The sequence below is a fragment of the Marinobacter sp. ATCH36 genome, from assembly GCF_023555055.1.
In the GTDB taxonomy this organism is placed as follows: Bacteria; Pseudomonadota; Gammaproteobacteria; order Pseudomonadales; family Oleiphilaceae; genus Marinobacter.
This window is the reverse complement of the sequence record NZ_JAMJPL010000005.1, coordinates 103,452-121,800: the sequence shown is the minus strand read 5'-3', so window position 1 is coordinate 121,800 and position 18,349 is coordinate 103,452. Positions and strand designations below refer to the sequence as shown.

Below are 18,349 nucleotides of genomic sequence, written 5' to 3'. Positions count from 1 at the left end.
AATCCACTACCTTTCAGCCGCCGCAGCCCTATCAGACCCAGCTTTAAGGAGCACAAGCTTGGACCTTCAACTTTCCAGCCGAGTACAGGCGATCAAGCCATCCCCCACCCTCGCAGTCACCAACAAGGCGGCGGAACTGCGCGCCGCAGGCCAGGACATCATTGGCCTTGGTGCCGGCGAGCCGGACTTCGACACCCCGGATCACATCAAGCAGGCGGCCATCGAAGCCATCAACAACGGCCAGACCAAGTACACCGCCGTGGATGGTACGCCCGCTCTCAAGAAGGCGATCATTGCGAAGTTCAAACGGGACAACGGGCTGGAATACGAAGCCAACCAGATTTTGGTAAGCAGTGGTGGCAAGCAGAGTTTTTTCAACCTCGCATTGGCAACCCTCAACAAGGGTGACGAAGCGATCATTCCGGCACCCTACTGGGTTTCCTACCCGGACATGGTTCTGGTGGCCGAAGGCAAACCAGTGATCATCGAAACAGCGGCGGAAACCCGCTTCAAGATCACCCCGGAACAGCTGGAAAATGCGATCACCGAGCGTACCCGACTGTTCGTGATCAACAGCCCGTCCAACCCCAGCGGCATGGCCTACAGCCTGGACGAACTGAAGGCCATCGGTGAAGTGCTGAAGAAGCACCCACAGATCATGATCGCCACCGACGACATGTACGAGCCGATCCTGTGGACCGGCCAACCGTTCTGCAACATCCTGAACGCGACACCGGAACTGTATGATCGCACCTTCGTGCTTAACGGTGTGTCCAAGGCCTACTCCATGACCGGCTGGCGCATTGGCTATGCCGCAGGCCCGGCGAAGATCATCGGTGCCATGAAGAAGATCCAGTCCCAGAGCACCTCCAACCCGGCGTCCATTTCCCAGGCAGCAGCTGTTGCAGCCCTGGACGGCCAGCAGGAATGCGTGCAGAAAATGGTCAACGCCTTCAAGGAACGCCACGACTACCTGGTGGAAGCCCTGAACGCCCTGCCCGGCGTTGAATGCCTGCATGGTGACGGTACCTTCTATGTGTTCCCGAGCTTCCAGGGTGCCATTGATGCGGACTCAGAGGTCAGCAATGACGTGGAGTTTGCTGAGAAACTGCTGAAAGAAGCCGGCGTGGCACTGGTTCCAGGCTCCGCCTTCGGAGCGCCGGGCCATATGCGCCTGAGCTTCGCCACCGGTCTGGACACACTGAAGCAGGCTATTGAGCGCCTGAAGAAGGCCCTGGACTAAAATTTCCGGCAAGGGGTTGACGAGGCGTTGGGGTAACCTTAATATACGCGCCTCGTCACATGACGACGTTCCCCGATAGCTCAGTTGGTAGAGCAACGGACTGTTAATCCGTTTGTCGCTGGTTCGAGCCCAGCTCGGGGAGCCACTATTACGAAAAGCCGCTAGTCCTCTGGATTAGCGGCTTTTTTCGTTTATTGTTCCGGTATGGTGCTTGTCTTCTGGGTTGGGCCCTAGCCTTTCAGTTAAGTGCCTCGCCGGGGTAGGACCACCTTCCCAAAAAACGCTACAAGCACATCCCTGTGCGCTTGGGCTCCGCCATCCCTGGCTCCGCACATTTTTGGGATGGTGGTCCTACCCCGCCGGTTCTATCTCCTGTGTTATCGCCTGCACTGTCTCTCAGTGGATCTGTTCTCAAGATTCCAATTAAATGGGTTTTCACGATATCTGAACGGTTCAGACGGGTGTGGTGGGGCCTCCCTCTCGAAAATGTGCGGAGCCAGGGATGGCGTAGCCCAAGCGTACATGGATGTACTAGAAGCGGTTTTCGAGAGGGAGGCCCCACCGCACCAAAGCACCACACCAGAAGGCTGGGGCCGAACTAGCATGCCCCACGGAATCAGAGGCCAACCATCTCAGAGTGAATAGCCTCCAACGCAGCCAGCGGATCAGCAGCCTGGGTTATCGGGCGGCCGATGACGAGGTAGTCGGAACCGGCGTTGAGGGCATCCGTGGGGGTCATGATGCGTTGTTGGTCGCCTTTGTCCGCTGACAGCGGACGTATGCCCGGGGTGACGAGTTTGAAATCGGCGCCTTGCTCTGCCTTCAGTGCTGGGGCTTCCTGTGCGGAGCAGACGACGCCGTCCAGGCCGCAGTTGCGGGTGAGTGTTGCCAGGCGGGAAACCTGGGCTTGCGGGGAATCGGTGATACCGATGCCAGCAAGATCTTCTGGACCCATGCTGGTCAGAACGGTGACGGCTATCAGCAATGGCCGGTCTTTACCAAAACTCTCCAGGCGGTCACGGCAGGCGGTCATCATCTTTTGTCCGCCGGAGGCATGCACGTTTACCATCCACACACCCAGATCGGCAGCGGCCGCCACCGCCGCCGAGGTGGTGTTGGGGATATCGTGGAACTTCAGGTCCAGAAAGACTTCAAAGCCGCGATTCTGAAGGCCCTGAACCAGGGCCGGTCCGGAACGGGTGAAGAGCTCCTTCCCGACTTTCAGACGGCATTTGGCCGGGTCCAGCTGGTCAACCAGTGCCAGTGCAGGCTGATCGGAGGGGAAATCCAGAGCAACAATGATTCGGGGATTATCGGCGGTCGGCACAGTCGGTTTCCTGCAGAATGTCGTAGGTTCGGGTTATTCGGCTTCCACACCCTGGATCGGGCGAACGGTTTCCCAATGCTTACAGCTCGGGCATAACCAGTGCAGCTGCTGGCCCGAGAAGCCACAGTTCACACACCGGTAAACAGGGCGATTGGCCAGTATCAGGTGACCAATACGACTGACCAGGCGGCCTTCGTCGGTGGTCATGCCCTTTTCGTAGCCTGCCAGTTCCACCAGCCGCAACAAACCGCGAACACTGGGGCGAACCTCGAGTTCGCGACGCAGCAGCTCAATGGCAGCCATGCGACCCGAGGTTCGTTCAACGGCCTCTACCAGCGCCAGCAAAAGGCTGGTGCTGGGCGACGTTTCGTAAAGTTTTCCCAGTTTCTTGACCAAGCGCCCCACGTCACCGTGTTCCCGTTCAAGCTTCATTAAACGGTCGACAGCCTCGGAGCTGAACTCGGGGTTCTGATCGAAGACTTTAAGGCTCTGGTTCGCCGCATCCCGGTAACTTCCCTGCCGAACCAGAAGCTTCATCATGATAAACGTGGCCCTGACACAGGAACCGTCGTATTCCAATGCCTCTTTCGCCAGCTTCTGGGCCATCCAGCGGTCGTCGTGTTTAAGGGCGTTTTCCGCCAGCTCACAGGTGATGTAAGCCAGCATCTTGTACATGCCGCTGTCCTGCTCACCGGTGGTCAGGGTTCGGGCTACCTGGCCGGCCTTGCCCCACTCCTTCTCTTGCTGGTATAGCTCAATCAGCTGCAGTGACGCTTTACGGCCATACCCCCTGTCTCCCATCAGTTGATGGAGCAGAGCCTCTGCCCTGTCCAGCAGGCCTGCATTCAGGTAGTCGATAGCGAGCTCGTAAGTCACTTGCTGAGAATAACGGGGTGGTAGTTCAGGACGTGCAAGCAGGTTTTGGTGAATAAGGATGGCGCGATCGGTTTCACCTTTATGGCGAAAATGCGCACCAATGGATAAGTGCAGGCCCACCGTTTCCTTGTTCACTGCAAGGGATTGAACGAAGTTCTCTACCGCCTGGTCGGAATAGTTGGTGAACAGGAATTGCAGCCTGTCCTTGACGGATTCTTCATCCGAGATGGGCGTTTTGGAGCGTTCTCTCGTGTTACCCATTCGCCCGACAAACCAACCTGCAGCCACCGCAATCGTTAACAGCAGCCACTGAAGCACTATATCCATCAAAGTGTCCGGTCGTTCTGGGCCCTGGATTTCTCCAATGCCTGCTCGGTACGAGCAAGTCGTTTCTCTAGGTTACGGCGGGAAACCGATGTACGAACGGTTGCAAGCATAGTAATCAGAACTCCGATCAAAGCGCCGATCACAAATGACATAATGATCCAGACCGCAACACCGTGCGGTTGGGTCTCGAAAAGCAGGAAGTTGAGGGATACAGCCATCTGATTATTGAGGGAAAAGACAAGCGCTACCAGAACCAGGAACAACACCAGCAGAATGAGAAGGACCTTCTGTAATCCGGCCATAGTCGCAACGCTCCAAGCGGACCTGAGTGTTTAAATCAGGACCTGGTTAAAGTCTTTCCCTGTCAGGGTAATCAAAAACCCTTTTTCAGGCTATCGTTAACCTGTTCCCGCAACTCCTTGCCAGGCTTGAAGTGCGGAACAAATTTCGCCGGTAACTGAACAGCTTCACCCGTTTTGGGGTTTCGCCCGGTTCTGGCAGCGCGGTGGTGCAATGAAAAACTGCCGAACCCACGAATCTCTATTCGCTGGCCATCCGCCAGTGACTGGGACATGTGTTCGATAATGGTTTTTACAGCCAGTTCCACATCCTTCACTGAAAGCTGCGTCTGCTTGGACGCAATCAGCTCTACCAGTTCAGATTTCGTCATTGGGCTCATCCCTCTTTACATTATTATCGGATAGCCGGTTACCAGCTCCTTTCCTCTAGTTTAGCCAAACCAGAAAAAAACACAAAAAAAACGGGCTCTTAGAGCCCGTTTTTTTCGTACCAACCGGAAATTTTATTCCTTGTTGGCGTTTTGCTGCTGCATCTGCTCCTTGATGAGATCACCGATGGTGGTCGCACCAGAGGAAGACTCAGCCGTTTTCGCGCGTACACCTTCCAGTGCCTGCTTGTCGTCTTCAACGTCTTTCGACTTAACAGACAGGTTGATAACGCGGTTCTTACGGTCAATGCTGATGATCTTCGCTTCTACTTCATCACCTTCGTTCAGTGCGTTACGTGCATCTTCAACACGGTCGCGGCTGATTTCGGAGGCTTTCAGAACAGCTTCAACTTCATCGTTCAGGGTGATGGTGGCTGCTTTTGCGTCTACAGCAGATACCGTGCCCTTAACGATGGAGCCCTTGTCGTTCAGCTGTACAAACTCGGCGAACGGATCGCTTTCCAGCTGCTTGATACCCAGGGAGATACGCTCACGCTCGGGATCAACAGACAGGATAACGGTTTCGACTTCGTCGCCCTTCTTGTATTCACGGACGGCTTCTTCGCCAGTCTCGTTCCAGCTGATGTCTGACAGGTGAACCAGGCCGTCAATGCCGCCGTCCAGGCCGATGAAGATACCGAAGTCAGTGATTGACTTGATCTTGCCGGAGATACGGTCGCCTTTGTTGAACTTGCTGGAGAAATCTTCCCAAGGGTTGTTAACACACTGCTTGATACCCAGGGAGATCCGACGACGCTCTTCGTCGATATCCAGAATCATCACGCCCACTTCGTCGCCTACCTGAACGACCTTGGACGGATGAATGTTCTTGTTGGTCCAATCCATTTCGGAAACGTGAACCAGGCCTTCAACACCTTCTTCCAGTTCAGCGAAGCAGCCATAGTCGGTCAGGTTGGTTACGCGTGCAGTAACCTTGGTACCTTCCGGATAACGGCCCTTGATGTCGACCCAGGGATCTTCACCCAGCTGCTTCAGACCGAGTGATACGCGGTTACGCTCACGGTCAAATTTCAGAACCTTAACGCTGATCTCATCGCCCACATTGACGATTTCGCTCGGATGCTTGATGCGCTTCCAGGCCATATCGGTAATGTGCAGCAGGCCGTCAACACCGCCCAGATCCACGAATGCACCGTAGTCTGTCAGGTTCTTGACGATACCCTTGATTTCCATACCCTCGGTCAGGGTTTCGAGCAGAGCTTCACGCTCGGCACTATTTTCAGCTTCCAGAACTGCGCGGCGGGAAACAACCACGTTGTTACGCTTCTGGTCGAGCTTGATAACCTTGAATTCGAGTTCCTTGTTCTCCAGGTGCGCAGTGTCGCGAACCGGACGAACGTCTACCAGAGAGCCAGGCAGGAAGGCGCGGATACCAGCCAGATCGACGGTGAAACCACCCTTGACCTTACCGTTGATAATACCCTTAACCACTTCTTCAGCTTCGAAGGACTTTTCGAGTACCTTCCAGGCTTCTGCACGCTTGGCTTTCTCACGTGACAGACGGGTTTCGCCGAAGCCGTCTTCAACAGCGTCGAGAGCTACGTCAACAACGTCGCCAATAGCAACTTCCAACTCGCCTTTTTCATTGAGGAACTGGGAGGCGGGGATAACGCCTTCGGACTTCAGCCCGGCGTTAACGGTGACCCAGTCGTTATCGACGTCAACGACAGTTCCCTGGACGATGGAACCCGGTTGCATGTCAATTTCTTTTAGGCTTTCTTCAAAAAGATCCGCAAAGCTCTCGCTCATTATGTGTCCTATGTGATCAACGCAAGTTTACTCCGTGCTACCAGCAACACGGTCTGTTAGTTTCAATCCGGATTCAGCCAGTGGCTGGCCGATAACGCCGAATCCGGAATTTCAACGACAAAAAGGTGTAGTCAGGCCTGGCCTACTGCGGCCATAACCCTGACTAGCACCTCTTCTATACTCAAACCCGTCGAATCAATGACTTGCGCATCGTCTGCAGGCTTGAGCGGGGCGGCGGCGCGGTTCATATCCCGTTCATCGCGCACCCGTATCTCCTCTAAAAGGGCATCAATATTAACATCGACCCCAGCGTCCTTCAACTGGCTGTAACGTCTTTGCGCACGCTCTTCGGCGCTGGCCGTCAAAAAGATCTTCACCGGAGCATCCGGAAACACCACCGTGCCCATATCGCGGCCATCCGCAACCAGCCCCGGAGGCTTACGGAAATCACGCTGGCGCTGAAGCAGTGCATCGCGAACCGGCTGCATTACCGCCACCCTGGAAGCGTTGTCCCCACAGGTTTCCGTACGTATATCTGCCGTCACATCAGCGCCACCCATCAACACCTTTGCCGGCTCACCTGGGGGTGTGGGCTCGAAGGCAACATCCAGGTTGGCAGCAAGCTCCACCAGTGCAGGTTCATCATCCAGAGGCACACTGTTCTGCGCAGCGGCAAGAGCGGTCAGACGGTAGAGCGCGCCGCTATCCAGCAGATGCCAGCCAAGCTTCCGGGCCAACATCTGGGTGATGGTGCCCTTGCCGGATCCGCCAGGGCCATCCACGGTGATCACGGGTGCCTTGTCTTCGACCATTACTCAGCCCCCTCGGTCGAGATATTGATACCGGTACGCTTTGCCAAACCCACGAAATCCGGGAAGGATGTCGCAACATTGGCGCAATCGGTCACTTCAATATTGCCATTGGCGCGCAATGAGGCCACCGCGAATGCCATGGCAATCCGGTGGTCGCCGTGGCTGTTGACGGTGCCGCCACTCAGGTTCTGGCCACCATCAATGATGATGCCGTCCGGGGTAACGGTGGTTTCCACACCCAATATGGTCAAGCCATCGGCCATTACCTGAATGCGATCGCTTTCCTTGACGCGAAGCTCCTCTGCCCCACGTAACACGGTTCTGCCTTCCGCACATACGGCGGCAATAAACAGTACCGGGAATTCGTCAATAGCCAGGGGCACCTGGTCCTCCGGGATATCGATACCCTTGAGTTCCGCCGAGCGAACACGCAGATCGGCAACCGGTTCGCCGCCAATCACACGTTCCTCAAGCACTTCGATGTCCGCCCCCATCATACGCAGGATATTGATCACCCCTACGCGGGTCGGATTCATACCCACATGGCGGATAGTCAGCTCGGAATCCGGGGCAATACTTGCAGCCACCAGGAAAAAGGCTGCTGAAGAAATATCCGCCGGTACGTCGATGGCGGTTGCTGTCAGTCGCCCACCCCCGGTAACGCTGGCCGTGGCCAGGTCGCGATGGACGTGATAGCCAAAGCCTTCCAGCATGCGCTCGGTGTGATCCCGGGTTGGCGCTGGCTCTGTTACCGAGGTGACACCTTCCGCATAAAGCCCGGCAAGTAACAGGCAGGACTTCACCTGGGCACTGGCCACCGGCATCTCATAATGAATACCTGCCAGCGCGTGGCCACCGCGGATCTTCAGCGGTGGCCGACCGCCCTCAGCGGTATCAATCACCGCGCCCATCGCCCTCAGCGGGTCCGCAACACGGCCCATGGGACGCTTGGACAGGCTTTTGTCGCCGGTCAGCTCGGAATCAAAGGGTTGGGCAGCCAGCAAACCTGAAAACAAACGCATGGCGGTACCGGAATTACCCAGATAAAGCGGACCACGCGGGGCCTGCAGGCCATTGATGCCGACACCATGGATGCGAACAAAACCGTCGTCCGGCCCTTCAATGGTCACGCCCATATCGCGGAAGGCCTGAAGCGTGGCAAGACTGTCCTCCCCTTCCAGGAAACCCTTCACTTCAGTGATGCCGTCAGCAAGGGCACCCAGCATGATCGATCGGTGGGATATAGATTTGTCGCCCGGCACACGGATTTCTCCAGAAATACGGCCGCCGGGCTGAAGACGGAACGTTACCTGTTTCTGACTGTTTTTTGTCACGTAAGCCTGTCCTGAAAGCATCTTCGAAAAATGTTCCCGCGCCGCTTTGGCGCGGCTGAAAACCCGCAGCAGGGTTGCACTGTCCTGATCGGCAATGGCGGTGCGAAGCTGGTCCAGGTCATGAGTGAAATGATCGATCACCCGCAGCACCGCATCACGGTTGGAAAGAAAAATATCGTGCCACATCACCGGGTCGCTGGCCGCGATTCGGGTGAAATCCCGGAAACCACCCGCCGCATAGCGGAATATGTCCAGATTCTCATCTTCACCTGCCAGGGTGTCTACCAACGAGAAGGCAATCAGGTGCGGTAAGTGGCTTGTCGCAGCCAGAACTTCGTCGTGATAGGCCACGGACATGGTCAGCACCATGGCGCCGCAACCTCCCCAGAGAGCCTTCAGCTTCTCCAGATCCGGCTTGCTGACGTTGTCCGCCGGGGTCAGGATCACCTTGTGATTGGCAAACAACCCGGGATCGGCTGCGCGGATTCCGCTCTTCTCGGAACCGGCAATTGGGTGACCGGGAATGACGTTGGCAGGCAGATCGCCGAAAACTTCACGCACGTCGTTCACAAAACTGGTCTTGGTACTGCCAACGTCCGTAAGCACCGTCGTGCTGCCCAGATGGGGCCGAATCTCTTCCAGCACGGTTCGCGTTGCCTTGACAGGCACCGCCAGGACCACCAGATCGCTACCAGCCACCGCCTCGGCAATGGATCCAGCGGCCTCATCGATTATGCCCAGCTCCTTGCCCAGAGCCAGCTCTTCTTGACGCTTATCCGTCCCAACAACCGTCACTGCAAGGCCGTTTTCGCGGATGGCCCTGGCCAGTGAACCACCAATCAGGCCGAGACCAATAATTGCAACTCGCTGGAACAGTGGCTGAACCTCAGGCACCTCAGACTCCTTTCCCGCATTCAGCGGATGACACGGTGTCCAACGCACGGGCCAGGGCTTCAATAAAGCGGTCGTTCTCTTCGGGCAGGCCGATGGATACCCGAAGGTGTCTGGGCATGCCGTAGCCGCCAATCGGCCTTACAATCACACCCTGTTCGAGTAATAACTGGTTGACCTCTCCGGCCTGTTCACCCACATCTACCGCAATGAAATTGCCGGCAGAGGGAATGTAGTCCAGCCCCATTTCATCGAAAGCACTCGCAAGCTGTTTCATGCCCTCGGCATTGACCTCGCGGGAGCGTTGCAGGTAATTCTCATCATCCAATACCGCAGTCGCTGCCGCCAATGCAAGAGTATCTACATTAAAAGGCTGACGTACCCGATTGAGAACATTGGCAATATCAGATGAGCTTATGCTATAACCCGCACGCAATGATGCCAGCCCCCAGGCCTTGGAGAAGGTACGAGTGACAATCAGATTGGGATAACGCGCCAGCAGTGACAGGCCATCCACATAACCCTCGCCCTGAAGGTACTCGCAGTAGGCTTCGTCCAGAACAACCAGGACCCGCCCGGGAACACGATCAAGAAATGCCTCAATAGCCTCTGCACCGTGAACCGTACCCGTAGGATTGTTGGGATTGGCAACGAATACCAGCTTTGTGCGTTCAGTGACGGCATTGGCCATGGCATCCAGATCATGGCCGTAATCCTTGGCGGGTACGGACACGCCAGTGGCTCCGATAGCCTGGGTTACCAGCGGATAGACGGCAAAAGCATACTGGGAAAACACCACTTCCGACGCCTGATCTGCAAAGCACCGGGTGATCACTTCCAGGACATCGTTGGAACCATTGCCCAGGGTAATCTGTGACGGCTTGACGCCATAACGCGCAGACAGCGCCTGCTTGAGGTCAAAACCGTTGCCGTCCGGGTAGCGACAAAGTTCACCCAGGGCGTCTTTTACCGCCGCCAGGGCCTTCGGGCTGGGGCCAAGCGGGTTCTCGTTGCTGGCCAGCTTGATGATGCTTTCCGGGTCAAGGCCCAGCTCCCGCGCCAGCTCGTCGATAGGCTTGCCCGGCTGATAGGGGGATAGCGCCTGCACACCTTTGACCGCCAGGCTTTGGTAATCAATCGACATGTAACCCTTCCTCAGCAATTCGTGTTTTTTACAAAACCCCGATGGGATAGGAGCCAAGGCGCTTCAGCTCCACCGCCTCTTCATCAATCTCGGAAAGCACCTTGCTGACCTGCTCATCCTCTACATGACCCTCAAAATCAATATAGAAAACGTAGGCCCAGGTTCCGCTTGGTGACGGCCGGGTTTCAATGCGGGTCAGGCTCAGACCGTGCTTGTGGAACGGTTCCAGAAGCTGATACAAGGCACCCGGCTTGTTACGCATGGACACCAGAATGGACGACTTGTCATTGCCACTGGCCGGCACTTCCTCACGCCCGATGATCAGGAAGCGCGTGGTATTGTCCGGACGGTCTTCAATACTGGTCGCCAGCACTTCCAGGCCATAAAGCTCCGCCGCCATATCGCCGGCGATGGCAGCCGTGCCCGGTTCTTCCGCTGCACGCCTTGCCGCTTCTGCGTTACTGCTGACAGTGACACGTTCTATGCCATAGCGGTGGGCGTCCAGCCATTGCCGACACTGAGCAAAGGACTGCTGATGGGAGTAGATGCGAACAATGTCCTGGTCTTTATGCTTGGGCGACACCATCAGGTGGTGATGAATACGCAACTGGACCTCGCCACAGATTTTCAGTGGCGAGGACATGAACATATCCAGGGTATGGTTGATCATACCCTCGGTGGAATTTTCCACCGGAACCACACCGTAGTGAGCCGCGCCGGATTCCACCTCACGGAAAACCGCGTCGATGGCCGGCAGTGGCACGCTGATCACGGAATGACCAAAATGTTTGAGCGCCGCTGCCTGGGTAAAGGTACCAATCGGCCCCAGGAAAGCGATGTGCATGGGTTTTTCCAGCGCCAGGCAGGCAGACATGATTTCCCGGAACAGGCGCGCCATCTCTTCGCCAGAGAGCGGGCCGGGATTACTCTGCTTGATGCGCCTTAACACCCGGGCCTCCCGCTCAGGGCGGTAGAAAAACACATCCTCCCCCGGATGGGCCTCCATCTTTACGCGAGCCACTTCCTGGGCACATTCGGCCCGCTTGCTGATCAGGTCCATGATTTCCCGGTCAACCCGGTCGATCTCGTCCCTCAATTGCCCGAGACGGGCCTGCTCATCATTGCTCATGATCAGCCCCGCTCCTTCGCAAACACCGTCATGTAATCGATCAGCGCATCAACACCTGCTTCGGGCATCGCGTTATAGATGCTGGCACGCATTCCACCCACTGAGCGATGCCCCTTCAGGTTCAGCAAACCACGCTCGTTCGCGCCTTTGAGGAATGCCTCGTTAAGCCCGTCGTCCGCAAGGGTGAAGGGTACGTTCATCCAGGAGCGGAATCGCGGGGAAATCGGGTTGGCGTAAAAATCACTGTCATCAATAAAGCTGTACAGTTTGCTGGCCTTGCGATGGTTGATCTCGCCCATAGCCTTGACGCCGCCCTGCTCTTTCAGCCACTTGAACACCAGGCCGGCGAGGTACCAGGAATAGGTTGCAGGGGTGTTGTACATCGAATCGTTATCAGCAATCACCCGATAGTTCATCATTGTCGGCGTAATCTTGAGAGCCTTACCCAGCAGGTCCTTGCGAATGATGACAACCACCAGACCAGAAGGGCCGATGTTCTTCTGGGCGCCAGCGTAGATCAGGCCGAACTTCGACACGTCCAGAGGGCGTGACAGCAGGGTGGACGACATGTCCGCAACCAGGGGCACGGAACCACTTTCCGGCACGAAATCGAACTCCAGGCCGCCTATGGTTTCGTTGGGCGTGTAATGCAGATAGGCCGCATCGGCACGGGTGCTCCAGCTGTCCTGATCGGGGATGCTGGTGAACCCGTTGGCTTCGCTACTGGCCGCCACGTTCACCTGTGCATAACGGCTGGCCTCGGCAATCGCCTTCTTCGACCAGATACCGGTATTCACATAATCGGCAGAGGTGTTGTCGCCCAGCAGATTCAGCGGAATGGTCGAGAACTGGCTTGAAGCGCCACCCTGCATGAAGAGTACAGCGTAATCATCTGATATACCGGCCAATTCCCTAACATCTTTCTCGGCGGTTTCAGCGATTTCCACAAACTCGTCACCGCGATGGCTCATTTCCATCACCGACATGCCAGTGCCGCGCCAGTCCAGCATTTCATCACGCGCCTGCCGCAGCACCGGCTCCGGCAAGGTCGCCGGGCCTGCACAAAAGTTATACGCCCTGCTCATCGTCCTCACCATCCACAGCGGTCTCATCTTCCGCATCGGTTTCAGCAATACGCTCAACACCCACCAGGCGCTCATCCTCCTGGCTCAGCTTGATCAGGCGAACGCCCTGGGTGTTACGGCTCAGAACCGACACTTCGTCGGTGCGGGTACGCACCAGCGTGCCCTTGTCCGAGATCAGCATCATTTCGTCGCCATCAAACAGCTGCAACGCCCTCACCAGGTTACCGTTTCGCTCGGAACACTGCATGGCGATAACGCCCTGGCTGCCCCGGCTGTATGTCGGGAACTCGTCGAACGTAGTGCGCTTGCCGTAACCGTTTTCACTGGCCGTCAGAAGCACAGCGCCTTCCTCGGGAATAATCAGCGAGACGACATGATGCCCTTCCGGCATCTTGATACCACGCACACCACGGGCTGTCCGGCTCATCGGGCGCACCGCTTCTTCGTTGAAGCGCACGGCCTTGCCCGCGGTGGAGAACAGCATTACTTCGGCATCCCCTTTGGTAATGGCCGCACCAATCAGGGTATCGCCCTCATCGAGAGACAGTGCAATCAAACCACTGCTACGCGGGCGAGAGAAGTTCGGCAGCGGTGTTTTCTTGACCACACCGGCCGACGTCGCCATCAGCACATACTGGTCTTCCGGGTAATCACGCACCGGCAGGAAGGTGGTAATACGCTCACCCTCTTCCAGCGGCAGAATGTTCACCATCGGCCGGCCACGGGACGCACGGCTGGCGCGGGGAATCTCGAATACCCGCAACCAGTAGACCTTGCCACGGTTGGAGAAGCACAAAATGGTGTCGTGGGAGTTCGCGACCAGCAGCTTCTCGACAAAATCCTCATCTTTCATGGAGGTCGCAGCCTTGCCACGGCCACCACGGCGCTGGGCCTGATAATCCTCAACTGCCTGGGTCTTGGCATAGCCACCGTGGGAGATGGTTACCACCAGATCTTCCTCGTCGATCAGATCAGCAATGGTCAGGTCACGCTTGGAACTGGTAATTTCGGTAAGCCGCTTATCGCCAAACTCGGTAACGATGGCCTCCAGCTCTTCGCGGATAACCTGCATCAAGCGGTCCGGATCTCCCAGAATCTCCAGAAGATCGGCAATTTTCTCTAGAATGTCCTTGTACTCGTTCTGCAGCTTTTCGGTCTCGAGACCGGTCAGGCGATGCAGACGCAGGTCCAGAATTGCCTGGGCCTGTTCCGGCGAGAGGTGATACAGGCCATTGCGCAGGCCAAATATCTCCGGCAAGTCATCCGGGCGACAGGCATCTTCACCTGCCCGTTCGAGCATCGCCAGAACGTCACCGGGCGCCCAGCCCTGTGCCATCAGTTTCTCTTTTGCCTCGGCAGAGCCCGGAGATGCCTTGATCAGGGCAATAATCTCATCAATGTTTGCCAGCGCAACCGTCAGACCCTCCAGAATATGGCCACGTTCCCGAGCCTTGCGCAGCTCGAAAATAGTCCGGCGGGTAACCACTTCCCGGCGATGGCGAACAAACGCATCCAGCATCTGCTTCAGGTTGAGGATCTTCGGCTCACCGTTGATCAGGGCAACCATATTGATGCCGAAGACCGTCTGAAGCTGGGTGTGAGTAAAGAGATTGTTGACGATCACATCCGGGTTTTCCCCGCGACGCAACTCAATCACTACCCGGATGCCTTCCTTATTGGATTCATCCCGCAGCTCGGTAATACCTTCCAGGCGCTTCTCTTTAACCAGCTCCGCAATCTTCTCGATCAGCCTCGCCTTGTTCAACTGGTACGGTAGCTCGGTAATAATGACGGCATCGCGGTTGGTTTTCTTGTCGTGCTCGATTTCATGGCGGGCACGGATATAGATACGCCCGCGGCCGGTGCGATAGGCCTCAACAATGCCCGCGCGGCCGTTGATAATGCCCTCGGTGGGAAAGTCCGGCCCCGGAATATGCTCCATCAGGTCATCAATGGTCATGTCCGGATTGTCGATCAGCGCCAGGCAGCCATTCACGATTTCCGTGAGGTTATGGGGCGGAATATTGGTCGCCATGCCCACGGCAATACCGGAGGAGCCGTTAACCAGCAGGTTCGGAACCCGCGTAGGCAGCACTTCCGGGATCTGCTCGGTGCCGTCGTAGTTGGGGACGAAATCCACCGTTTCCTTTTCCAGATCCGCCAGCAGGGAGTGGGCAATCTTCTCCATGCGGATCTCGGTGTAACGCATGGCGGCTGCGTTGTCACCGTCGATGGAACCAAAGTTGCCCTGGCCGTCCACCAGCGGGTATCGCAGGGAGAATGGCTGGGCCATACGGACAATGGTGTCGTAAACAGCGGAATCACCATGGGGATGGTATTTACCGATAACGTCACCGACCACACGGGCGGACTTCTTGTAAGCCTTGTTCCAGTCGTTATTGAGCTCGGACATGGCAAACAGCACGCGGCGGTGCACCGGCTTGAGGCCGTCCCGTACGTCTGGAAGGGCCCGGCCAACGATAACGCTCATGGCGTAATCGAGATAGGACTGTTTCAGTTCGTCTTCAATATTTACCGGCAGGATCTCTTTGGCTAACTCACCCATCGAGAAAGGTTCCTTTGCATTTGCTGGAAGTCGTTTCAGGGCCCTTCAGAGCACCCCATAGTTATTCTTTAATAAGCGGCCAATACTACCACATTCAACCCTTTAGCGGGGTATGTGGCAGTGTCCGTCAGTCAAAAACCACAGTCTTGTTTTCGTAGGTGATCACGCGGTCTTCAATGTGCGCTCTCAACCCGCGGGACAGGGCATTTTTCTCAACATCCTTGCCCAGGCGCACCATATCTTCGATCGAGTCACTGTGGCTGATGCGGATCACATCCTGCTCGATAATGGGGCCTTCATCCAGATCCTGGGTCACGTAGTGGCAGGTGGCACCTATCAGCTTCACACCCCGGCTGTATGCCTGATGATATGGCCTTGCACCCGCGAACGATGGCAGAAAGCTGTGGTGAATATTGATGACCTGGCCGGCGTATTTTTCGCAAAGGCTGGCGGGCAGTACCTGCATGTACCGCGCCAGAACAACGACGTCCGCCTCATAGCCCTCGATCAGACCCTCAACCTCACCAAAGGCTTCGTCACGGTTGCTCTTGTCCACGGGAATATAGTGATAGGGTATTTCGTGCCATTCCACCATGCGCCTGAGATCTTCGTGGTTGGAGATGACGGCAACAATCTCGGCATTGATCTCCCTGCTGTGCCAGCGATGAAGCAGGTCCGCCACACAGTGGGATTCCTTGCTGCACATCAGGATCACTTTCTTGGGCCGCGCCGAGTCAGCGATGTGCCAGTCCATATCGAACTCGCGGGCAATAGGCTCAAAGGCAATGCGAAACTGCTCAAGGCCGAACGGAATGGAGTCGGCCTTGATTTCATGCCGCATGAAAAACCGGCCTGCCTGGGTATCCGAGTGGTGGCTCGCCTCGGTAATCCAGCCATTATAGGTCGACAGGAAATTACTGACCTTGGCAACGATTCCCACCCGGTCCGGGCAGGAAATCACAAGACGATAGGTATGCTCCATGGAAGCCTTTCCTTAATCTGATCCGGGAAAGCGGGCGTGCAGGTTCACACCCCTAAAAATGACCGGCTATGATAGCCTATCTGAGCATCAGAAACGAGGCGCACTGACATGGATAGACACCCCCTACAGGTAGGTAACAGAAAAGCCGAGCCGGGCTATTCACTGGCTAAGAACCTGATCATTACCATTGCATTACTCTTGCCACTACAACCAGCGGTGGCCGACGCCATTCTTGAGGGCGAACGCCACCACCCGGTCAAAGGCATGAACGGAATGGTCGCCACCAGCCATACACTGGCAACTCAAGTGGCACTGGAGGTTCTTGAGAAAGGCGGTAACGCGATGGATGCGGCGGTAACGGCCGGTTTTGCCCTGGCAGTTACTCAACCCCGCTCGGGCAATATCGGCGGGGGCGGATTCATGCTCTATGCGCCCGGTAACGGTGATGCCGTCGAAGCCATCGACTACCGGGAAAAAGCGCCTGCTGCTGCCATGGAAACGATGTTCCAGGATGAAGACGGCAATGTGGTACAGAACCGCAGCCGCTTCACCCATAAGGCTGCCGGGGTGCCCGGCACCGTCGCCGGCCTTGCTCTGGCGCTGGAGAGGCACGGCACCCTGCCCCTGAAACAGGCACTGGCACCAGCGATAAAACTGGCCCGGGATGGTTTTACAGTACCCGCCCGATTCACCGAAGGCCTGGAGCAGGCTCGTGAACGACTGCAACGCTGGCCCGCCACGCTGAGCACTTTCTACAAAAATGACGGGAACGCCTGGCAACCGGGCGAACGTTTCCGGCAACCAGAACTCGCAGACACCCTCCAGCGCATTGCCGATCAGGGCACCGAGGGTTTCTATGAAGGCCGAACCGCACAACTGATTGTGGAGGAAATGGAGCGCCACGACGGCCTGATTACCCTGAGTGACCTGAAAAACTATCAGCCCCAGGTGCGCCAGCCGGTTCATGGCAGGTACCGTGGCCACGACATTTATTCCATGTCACCGCCCTCCTCCGGTGGTACCCATATCGTGCAGATCCTCAATATCCTGGAGGGCTATCCGCTCGCCGATTACGGCCACAATTCCGCCGCCAGCATTCATCACTTGGCAGAAGCCATGAAACTGGCCTATGCCGACCGTGCCGTGTTCCTGGGCGATACCGACTTCGTGGATGTGCCCCTGAAGGGCCTGACCAGCAAGGCCTACGGAGAGGCTTTACGCGAAACCATCGACCCGGACAAGGCGCGGCCGTCATCCGACATCCGCGCAGGCAACCCAGGCGCCTTTGAAAGCCCGGAAACCACCCACTTCTCCATTGTCGACCGCTGGGGCAACGCCGTTTCCAACACCTACACCATCAATTTCAGTTATGGCTCCGGCATTACGGTGACTGGGGCAGGATTCCTGCTGAACAATGAAATGGATGATTTCAGCGCCAAGCCTGGTGAGCCCAACGCCTATGGACTCATCGGCGGTGAAGCCAATAAGGTGGAACCCGGCAAGCGCATGCTGAGCTCCATGTCGCCGACCATCGTCCGGCGCGATGGCCGCAACTACCTCGTTACCGGCAGCCCTGGTGGCTCGCGGATCATCACAACCACCTTGCAGGTGCTCCTCAATGTGATTGACCACAATATGAACATACAGTCTGCGGTCAGTGCGCCAAGGATTCACCATCAGTGGTTGCCGGACGAAATCCGCATCGAGCAGGGAATCAGCCCTGACACCGTGGAGCTATTGGAGAAAAAGGGCCATAAGGTGGTGACTGGTAGCGCCATGGGTGCCATCCAGAGCATACTGATCGACACCGACAGAACACTGTATGGCGGCGCAGACCCCCGCCGCAGCACATCATCAGCCATGGGTTACTGACCCGGGAGGTTTTATGTATCTATCAGTGCAATTGAGCTGCTATCCGCTCGCCGATGATTATAAGCCGCCCATCCGGGCACTTATCGAACGCCTGGAGAAAAGTGGCCTGGAGGTCTATCCCGGGCGCATGAGCACGGAGATGTTCGGGGAGTACGATGAGGTGATGCGTGTGCTTTCTGATACCATGAAGTGGTCATTCGAGGAGTACGGCAAAGCGGTGTTTGTGGCCAAGATCATGGAAGGCGACCGCAGGCCGCGGTAAGC

At 56.6% G+C, this 18,349-nt stretch carries 15 protein-coding genes and 1 tRNA gene; 4 read left to right on the top strand and 12 right to left on the bottom strand.

Annotated elements, in window-relative coordinates; translation table 11 throughout:
• Positions 1-58: 58 nt before the first annotated feature.
• Both M8010_RS15325 and M8010_RS15320 read left to right on the top strand, forming a co-directional pair.
• The gene (locus M8010_RS15325; RefSeq protein WP_250093384.1) at positions 59-1,243 is read left to right on the top strand and encodes a pyridoxal phosphate-dependent aminotransferase; all 1,185 of its coding nucleotides are present in this window, start codon (positions 59-61) and stop codon (positions 1,241-1,243) included.
• A 69-nt stretch (positions 1,244-1,312) separates the two neighbouring features.
• A tRNA-Asn gene (locus tag M8010_RS15320) sits at positions 1,313-1,388 on the top strand.
• A 471-nt stretch (positions 1,389-1,859) separates the two neighbouring features.
• Here M8010_RS15320 and pyrF read toward each other — a convergent pair.
• The 12 genes from pyrF to purU form a co-directional block, all read right to left on the bottom strand.
• On the bottom strand, positions 1,860-2,570 hold the full coding sequence (pyrF, locus tag M8010_RS15315) for an orotidine-5'-phosphate decarboxylase (protein ID WP_250093380.1): 711 nt from the start codon (positions 2,568-2,570) through the stop codon (positions 1,860-1,862).
• Positions 2,571-2,603: 33 nt separating this feature from the next.
• Entirely contained in the window at positions 2,604-3,773 is a 1,170-nt protein-coding gene (lapB, locus tag M8010_RS15310) for a lipopolysaccharide assembly protein LapB (RefSeq protein ID WP_250093373.1), read from the bottom strand.
• Positions 3,773-4,075 (bottom strand): LapA family protein, encoded by a 303-nt coding sequence (locus tag M8010_RS15305; RefSeq protein ID WP_027831725.1) that lies wholly within the window; start codon positions 4,073-4,075, stop codon positions 3,773-3,775. The genes lapB and M8010_RS15305 overlap by 1 nt, the downstream gene beginning before the upstream one ends.
• Before the next feature lie 71 nt (positions 4,076-4,146).
• A complete protein-coding gene (locus M8010_RS15300; RefSeq protein ID WP_007154691.1) occupies positions 4,147-4,443 on the bottom strand; it encodes an integration host factor subunit beta in 297 nt (98 codons plus the stop codon).
• A 132-nt stretch (positions 4,444-4,575) separates the two neighbouring features.
• Entirely contained in the window at positions 4,576-6,270 is a 1,695-nt protein-coding gene (gene rpsA / locus M8010_RS15295) for a 30S ribosomal protein S1 (RefSeq protein WP_250093358.1), read from the bottom strand.
• Positions 6,271-6,401: 131 nt separating this feature from the next.
• Positions 6,402-7,082 (bottom strand): (d)CMP kinase, encoded by a 681-nt coding sequence (gene cmk / locus M8010_RS15290; protein ID WP_250093349.1) that lies wholly within the window; start codon positions 7,080-7,082, stop codon positions 6,402-6,404.
• Complete coding sequence (locus tag M8010_RS15285) at positions 7,082-9,310, bottom strand: bifunctional prephenate dehydrogenase/3-phosphoshikimate 1-carboxyvinyltransferase (protein WP_250093342.1); 2,229 nt, start codon at positions 9,308-9,310, stop codon at positions 7,082-7,084. Before M8010_RS15285 ends, cmk begins: the two co-directional genes overlap by 1 nt.
• 1 nt (position 9,311) lies before the next feature.
• A complete protein-coding gene (gene hisC, locus M8010_RS15280; protein ID WP_250093334.1) occupies positions 9,312-10,451 on the bottom strand; it encodes a histidinol-phosphate transaminase in 1,140 nt (379 codons plus the stop codon).
• A gap of 28 nt (positions 10,452-10,479) precedes the next feature.
• The gene (pheA, locus tag M8010_RS15275; RefSeq protein WP_250093330.1) at positions 10,480-11,580 is read right to left on the bottom strand and encodes a prephenate dehydratase; all 1,101 of its coding nucleotides are present in this window, start codon (positions 11,578-11,580) and stop codon (positions 10,480-10,482) included.
• A 2-nt stretch (positions 11,581-11,582) separates the two neighbouring features.
• Positions 11,583-12,665 (bottom strand): 3-phosphoserine/phosphohydroxythreonine transaminase, encoded by a 1,083-nt coding sequence (gene serC / locus M8010_RS15270; RefSeq protein ID WP_250093316.1) that lies wholly within the window; start codon positions 12,663-12,665, stop codon positions 11,583-11,585.
• Positions 12,649-15,231 carry a DNA gyrase subunit A gene (gene gyrA / locus M8010_RS15265; RefSeq protein WP_250093308.1) on the bottom strand — a complete coding sequence of 861 codons (2,583 nt, stop codon included), beginning with the start codon at positions 15,229-15,231 and terminating at the stop codon, positions 12,649-12,651. Before gyrA ends, serC begins: the two co-directional genes overlap by 17 nt.
• A gap of 127 nt (positions 15,232-15,358) precedes the next feature.
• Positions 15,359-16,213 (bottom strand): formyltetrahydrofolate deformylase, encoded by an 855-nt coding sequence (purU, locus tag M8010_RS15260; protein WP_250093297.1) that lies wholly within the window; start codon positions 16,211-16,213, stop codon positions 15,359-15,361.
• A gap of 108 nt (positions 16,214-16,321) precedes the next feature.
• On the opposite strand from purU, the gene ggt reads away from it, so the two are divergent.
• Positions 16,322-18,085: a gamma-glutamyltransferase gene (gene ggt, locus M8010_RS15255; RefSeq protein ID WP_250093291.1), complete on the top strand. Its 1,764-nt coding sequence runs from the start codon at positions 16,322-16,324 to the stop codon at positions 18,083-18,085.
• 13 nt (positions 18,086-18,098) lie between these two features.
• Positions 18,099-18,347, top strand: a complete 249-nt coding sequence (locus M8010_RS15250) for a thiamine-binding protein (RefSeq protein ID WP_250093274.1) — start codon at positions 18,099-18,101, stop codon at positions 18,345-18,347.
• Positions 18,348-18,349 lie beyond the last annotated feature (2 nt).

Bases quoted from the DNA above. Each gene is read 5' to 3' on its own strand.
- lapB (WP_250093373.1), bottom strand. From the start codon at position 3,773: ATGGATATAGTGCTTCAGTGGCTGCTGTTAACGATTGCGGTGGCTGCA.
- M8010_RS15305 (WP_027831725.1), bottom strand. From the start codon at position 4,075: ATGGCCGGATTACAGAAGGTCCTTCTCATTCTGCTGGTGTTGTTCCTG.
- M8010_RS15300 (WP_007154691.1), bottom strand. From the start codon at position 4,443: ATGACGAAATCTGAACTGGTAGAGCTGATTGCGTCCAAGCAGACGCAG.
- rpsA (WP_250093358.1), bottom strand. From the start codon at position 6,270: ATGAGCGAGAGCTTTGCGGATCTTTTTGAAGAAAGCCTAAAAGAAATT.
- cmk (WP_250093349.1), bottom strand. From the start codon at position 7,082: ATGGTCGAAGACAAGGCACCCGTGATCACCGTGGATGGCCCTGGCGGA.
- hisC (WP_250093334.1), bottom strand. From the start codon at position 10,451: ATGTCGATTGATTACCAAAGCCTGGCGGTCAAAGGTGTGCAGGCGCTA.
- pheA (WP_250093330.1), bottom strand. From the start codon at position 11,580: ATGAGCAATGATGAGCAGGCCCGTCTCGGGCAATTGAGGGACGAGATC.
- serC (WP_250093316.1), bottom strand. From the start codon at position 12,665: ATGAGCAGGGCGTATAACTTTTGTGCAGGCCCGGCGACCTTGCCGGAG.
- gyrA (WP_250093308.1), bottom strand. From the start codon at position 15,231: ATGGGTGAGTTAGCCAAAGAGATCCTGCCGGTAAATATTGAAGACGAA.
- purU (WP_250093297.1), bottom strand. From the start codon at position 16,213: ATGGAGCATACCTATCGTCTTGTGATTTCCTGCCCGGACCGGGTGGGA.
- ggt (WP_250093291.1), top strand. From the start codon at position 16,322: ATGGATAGACACCCCCTACAGGTAGGTAACAGAAAAGCCGAGCCGGGC.
- M8010_RS15250 (WP_250093274.1), top strand. From the start codon at position 18,099: ATGTATCTATCAGTGCAATTGAGCTGCTATCCGCTCGCCGATGATTAT.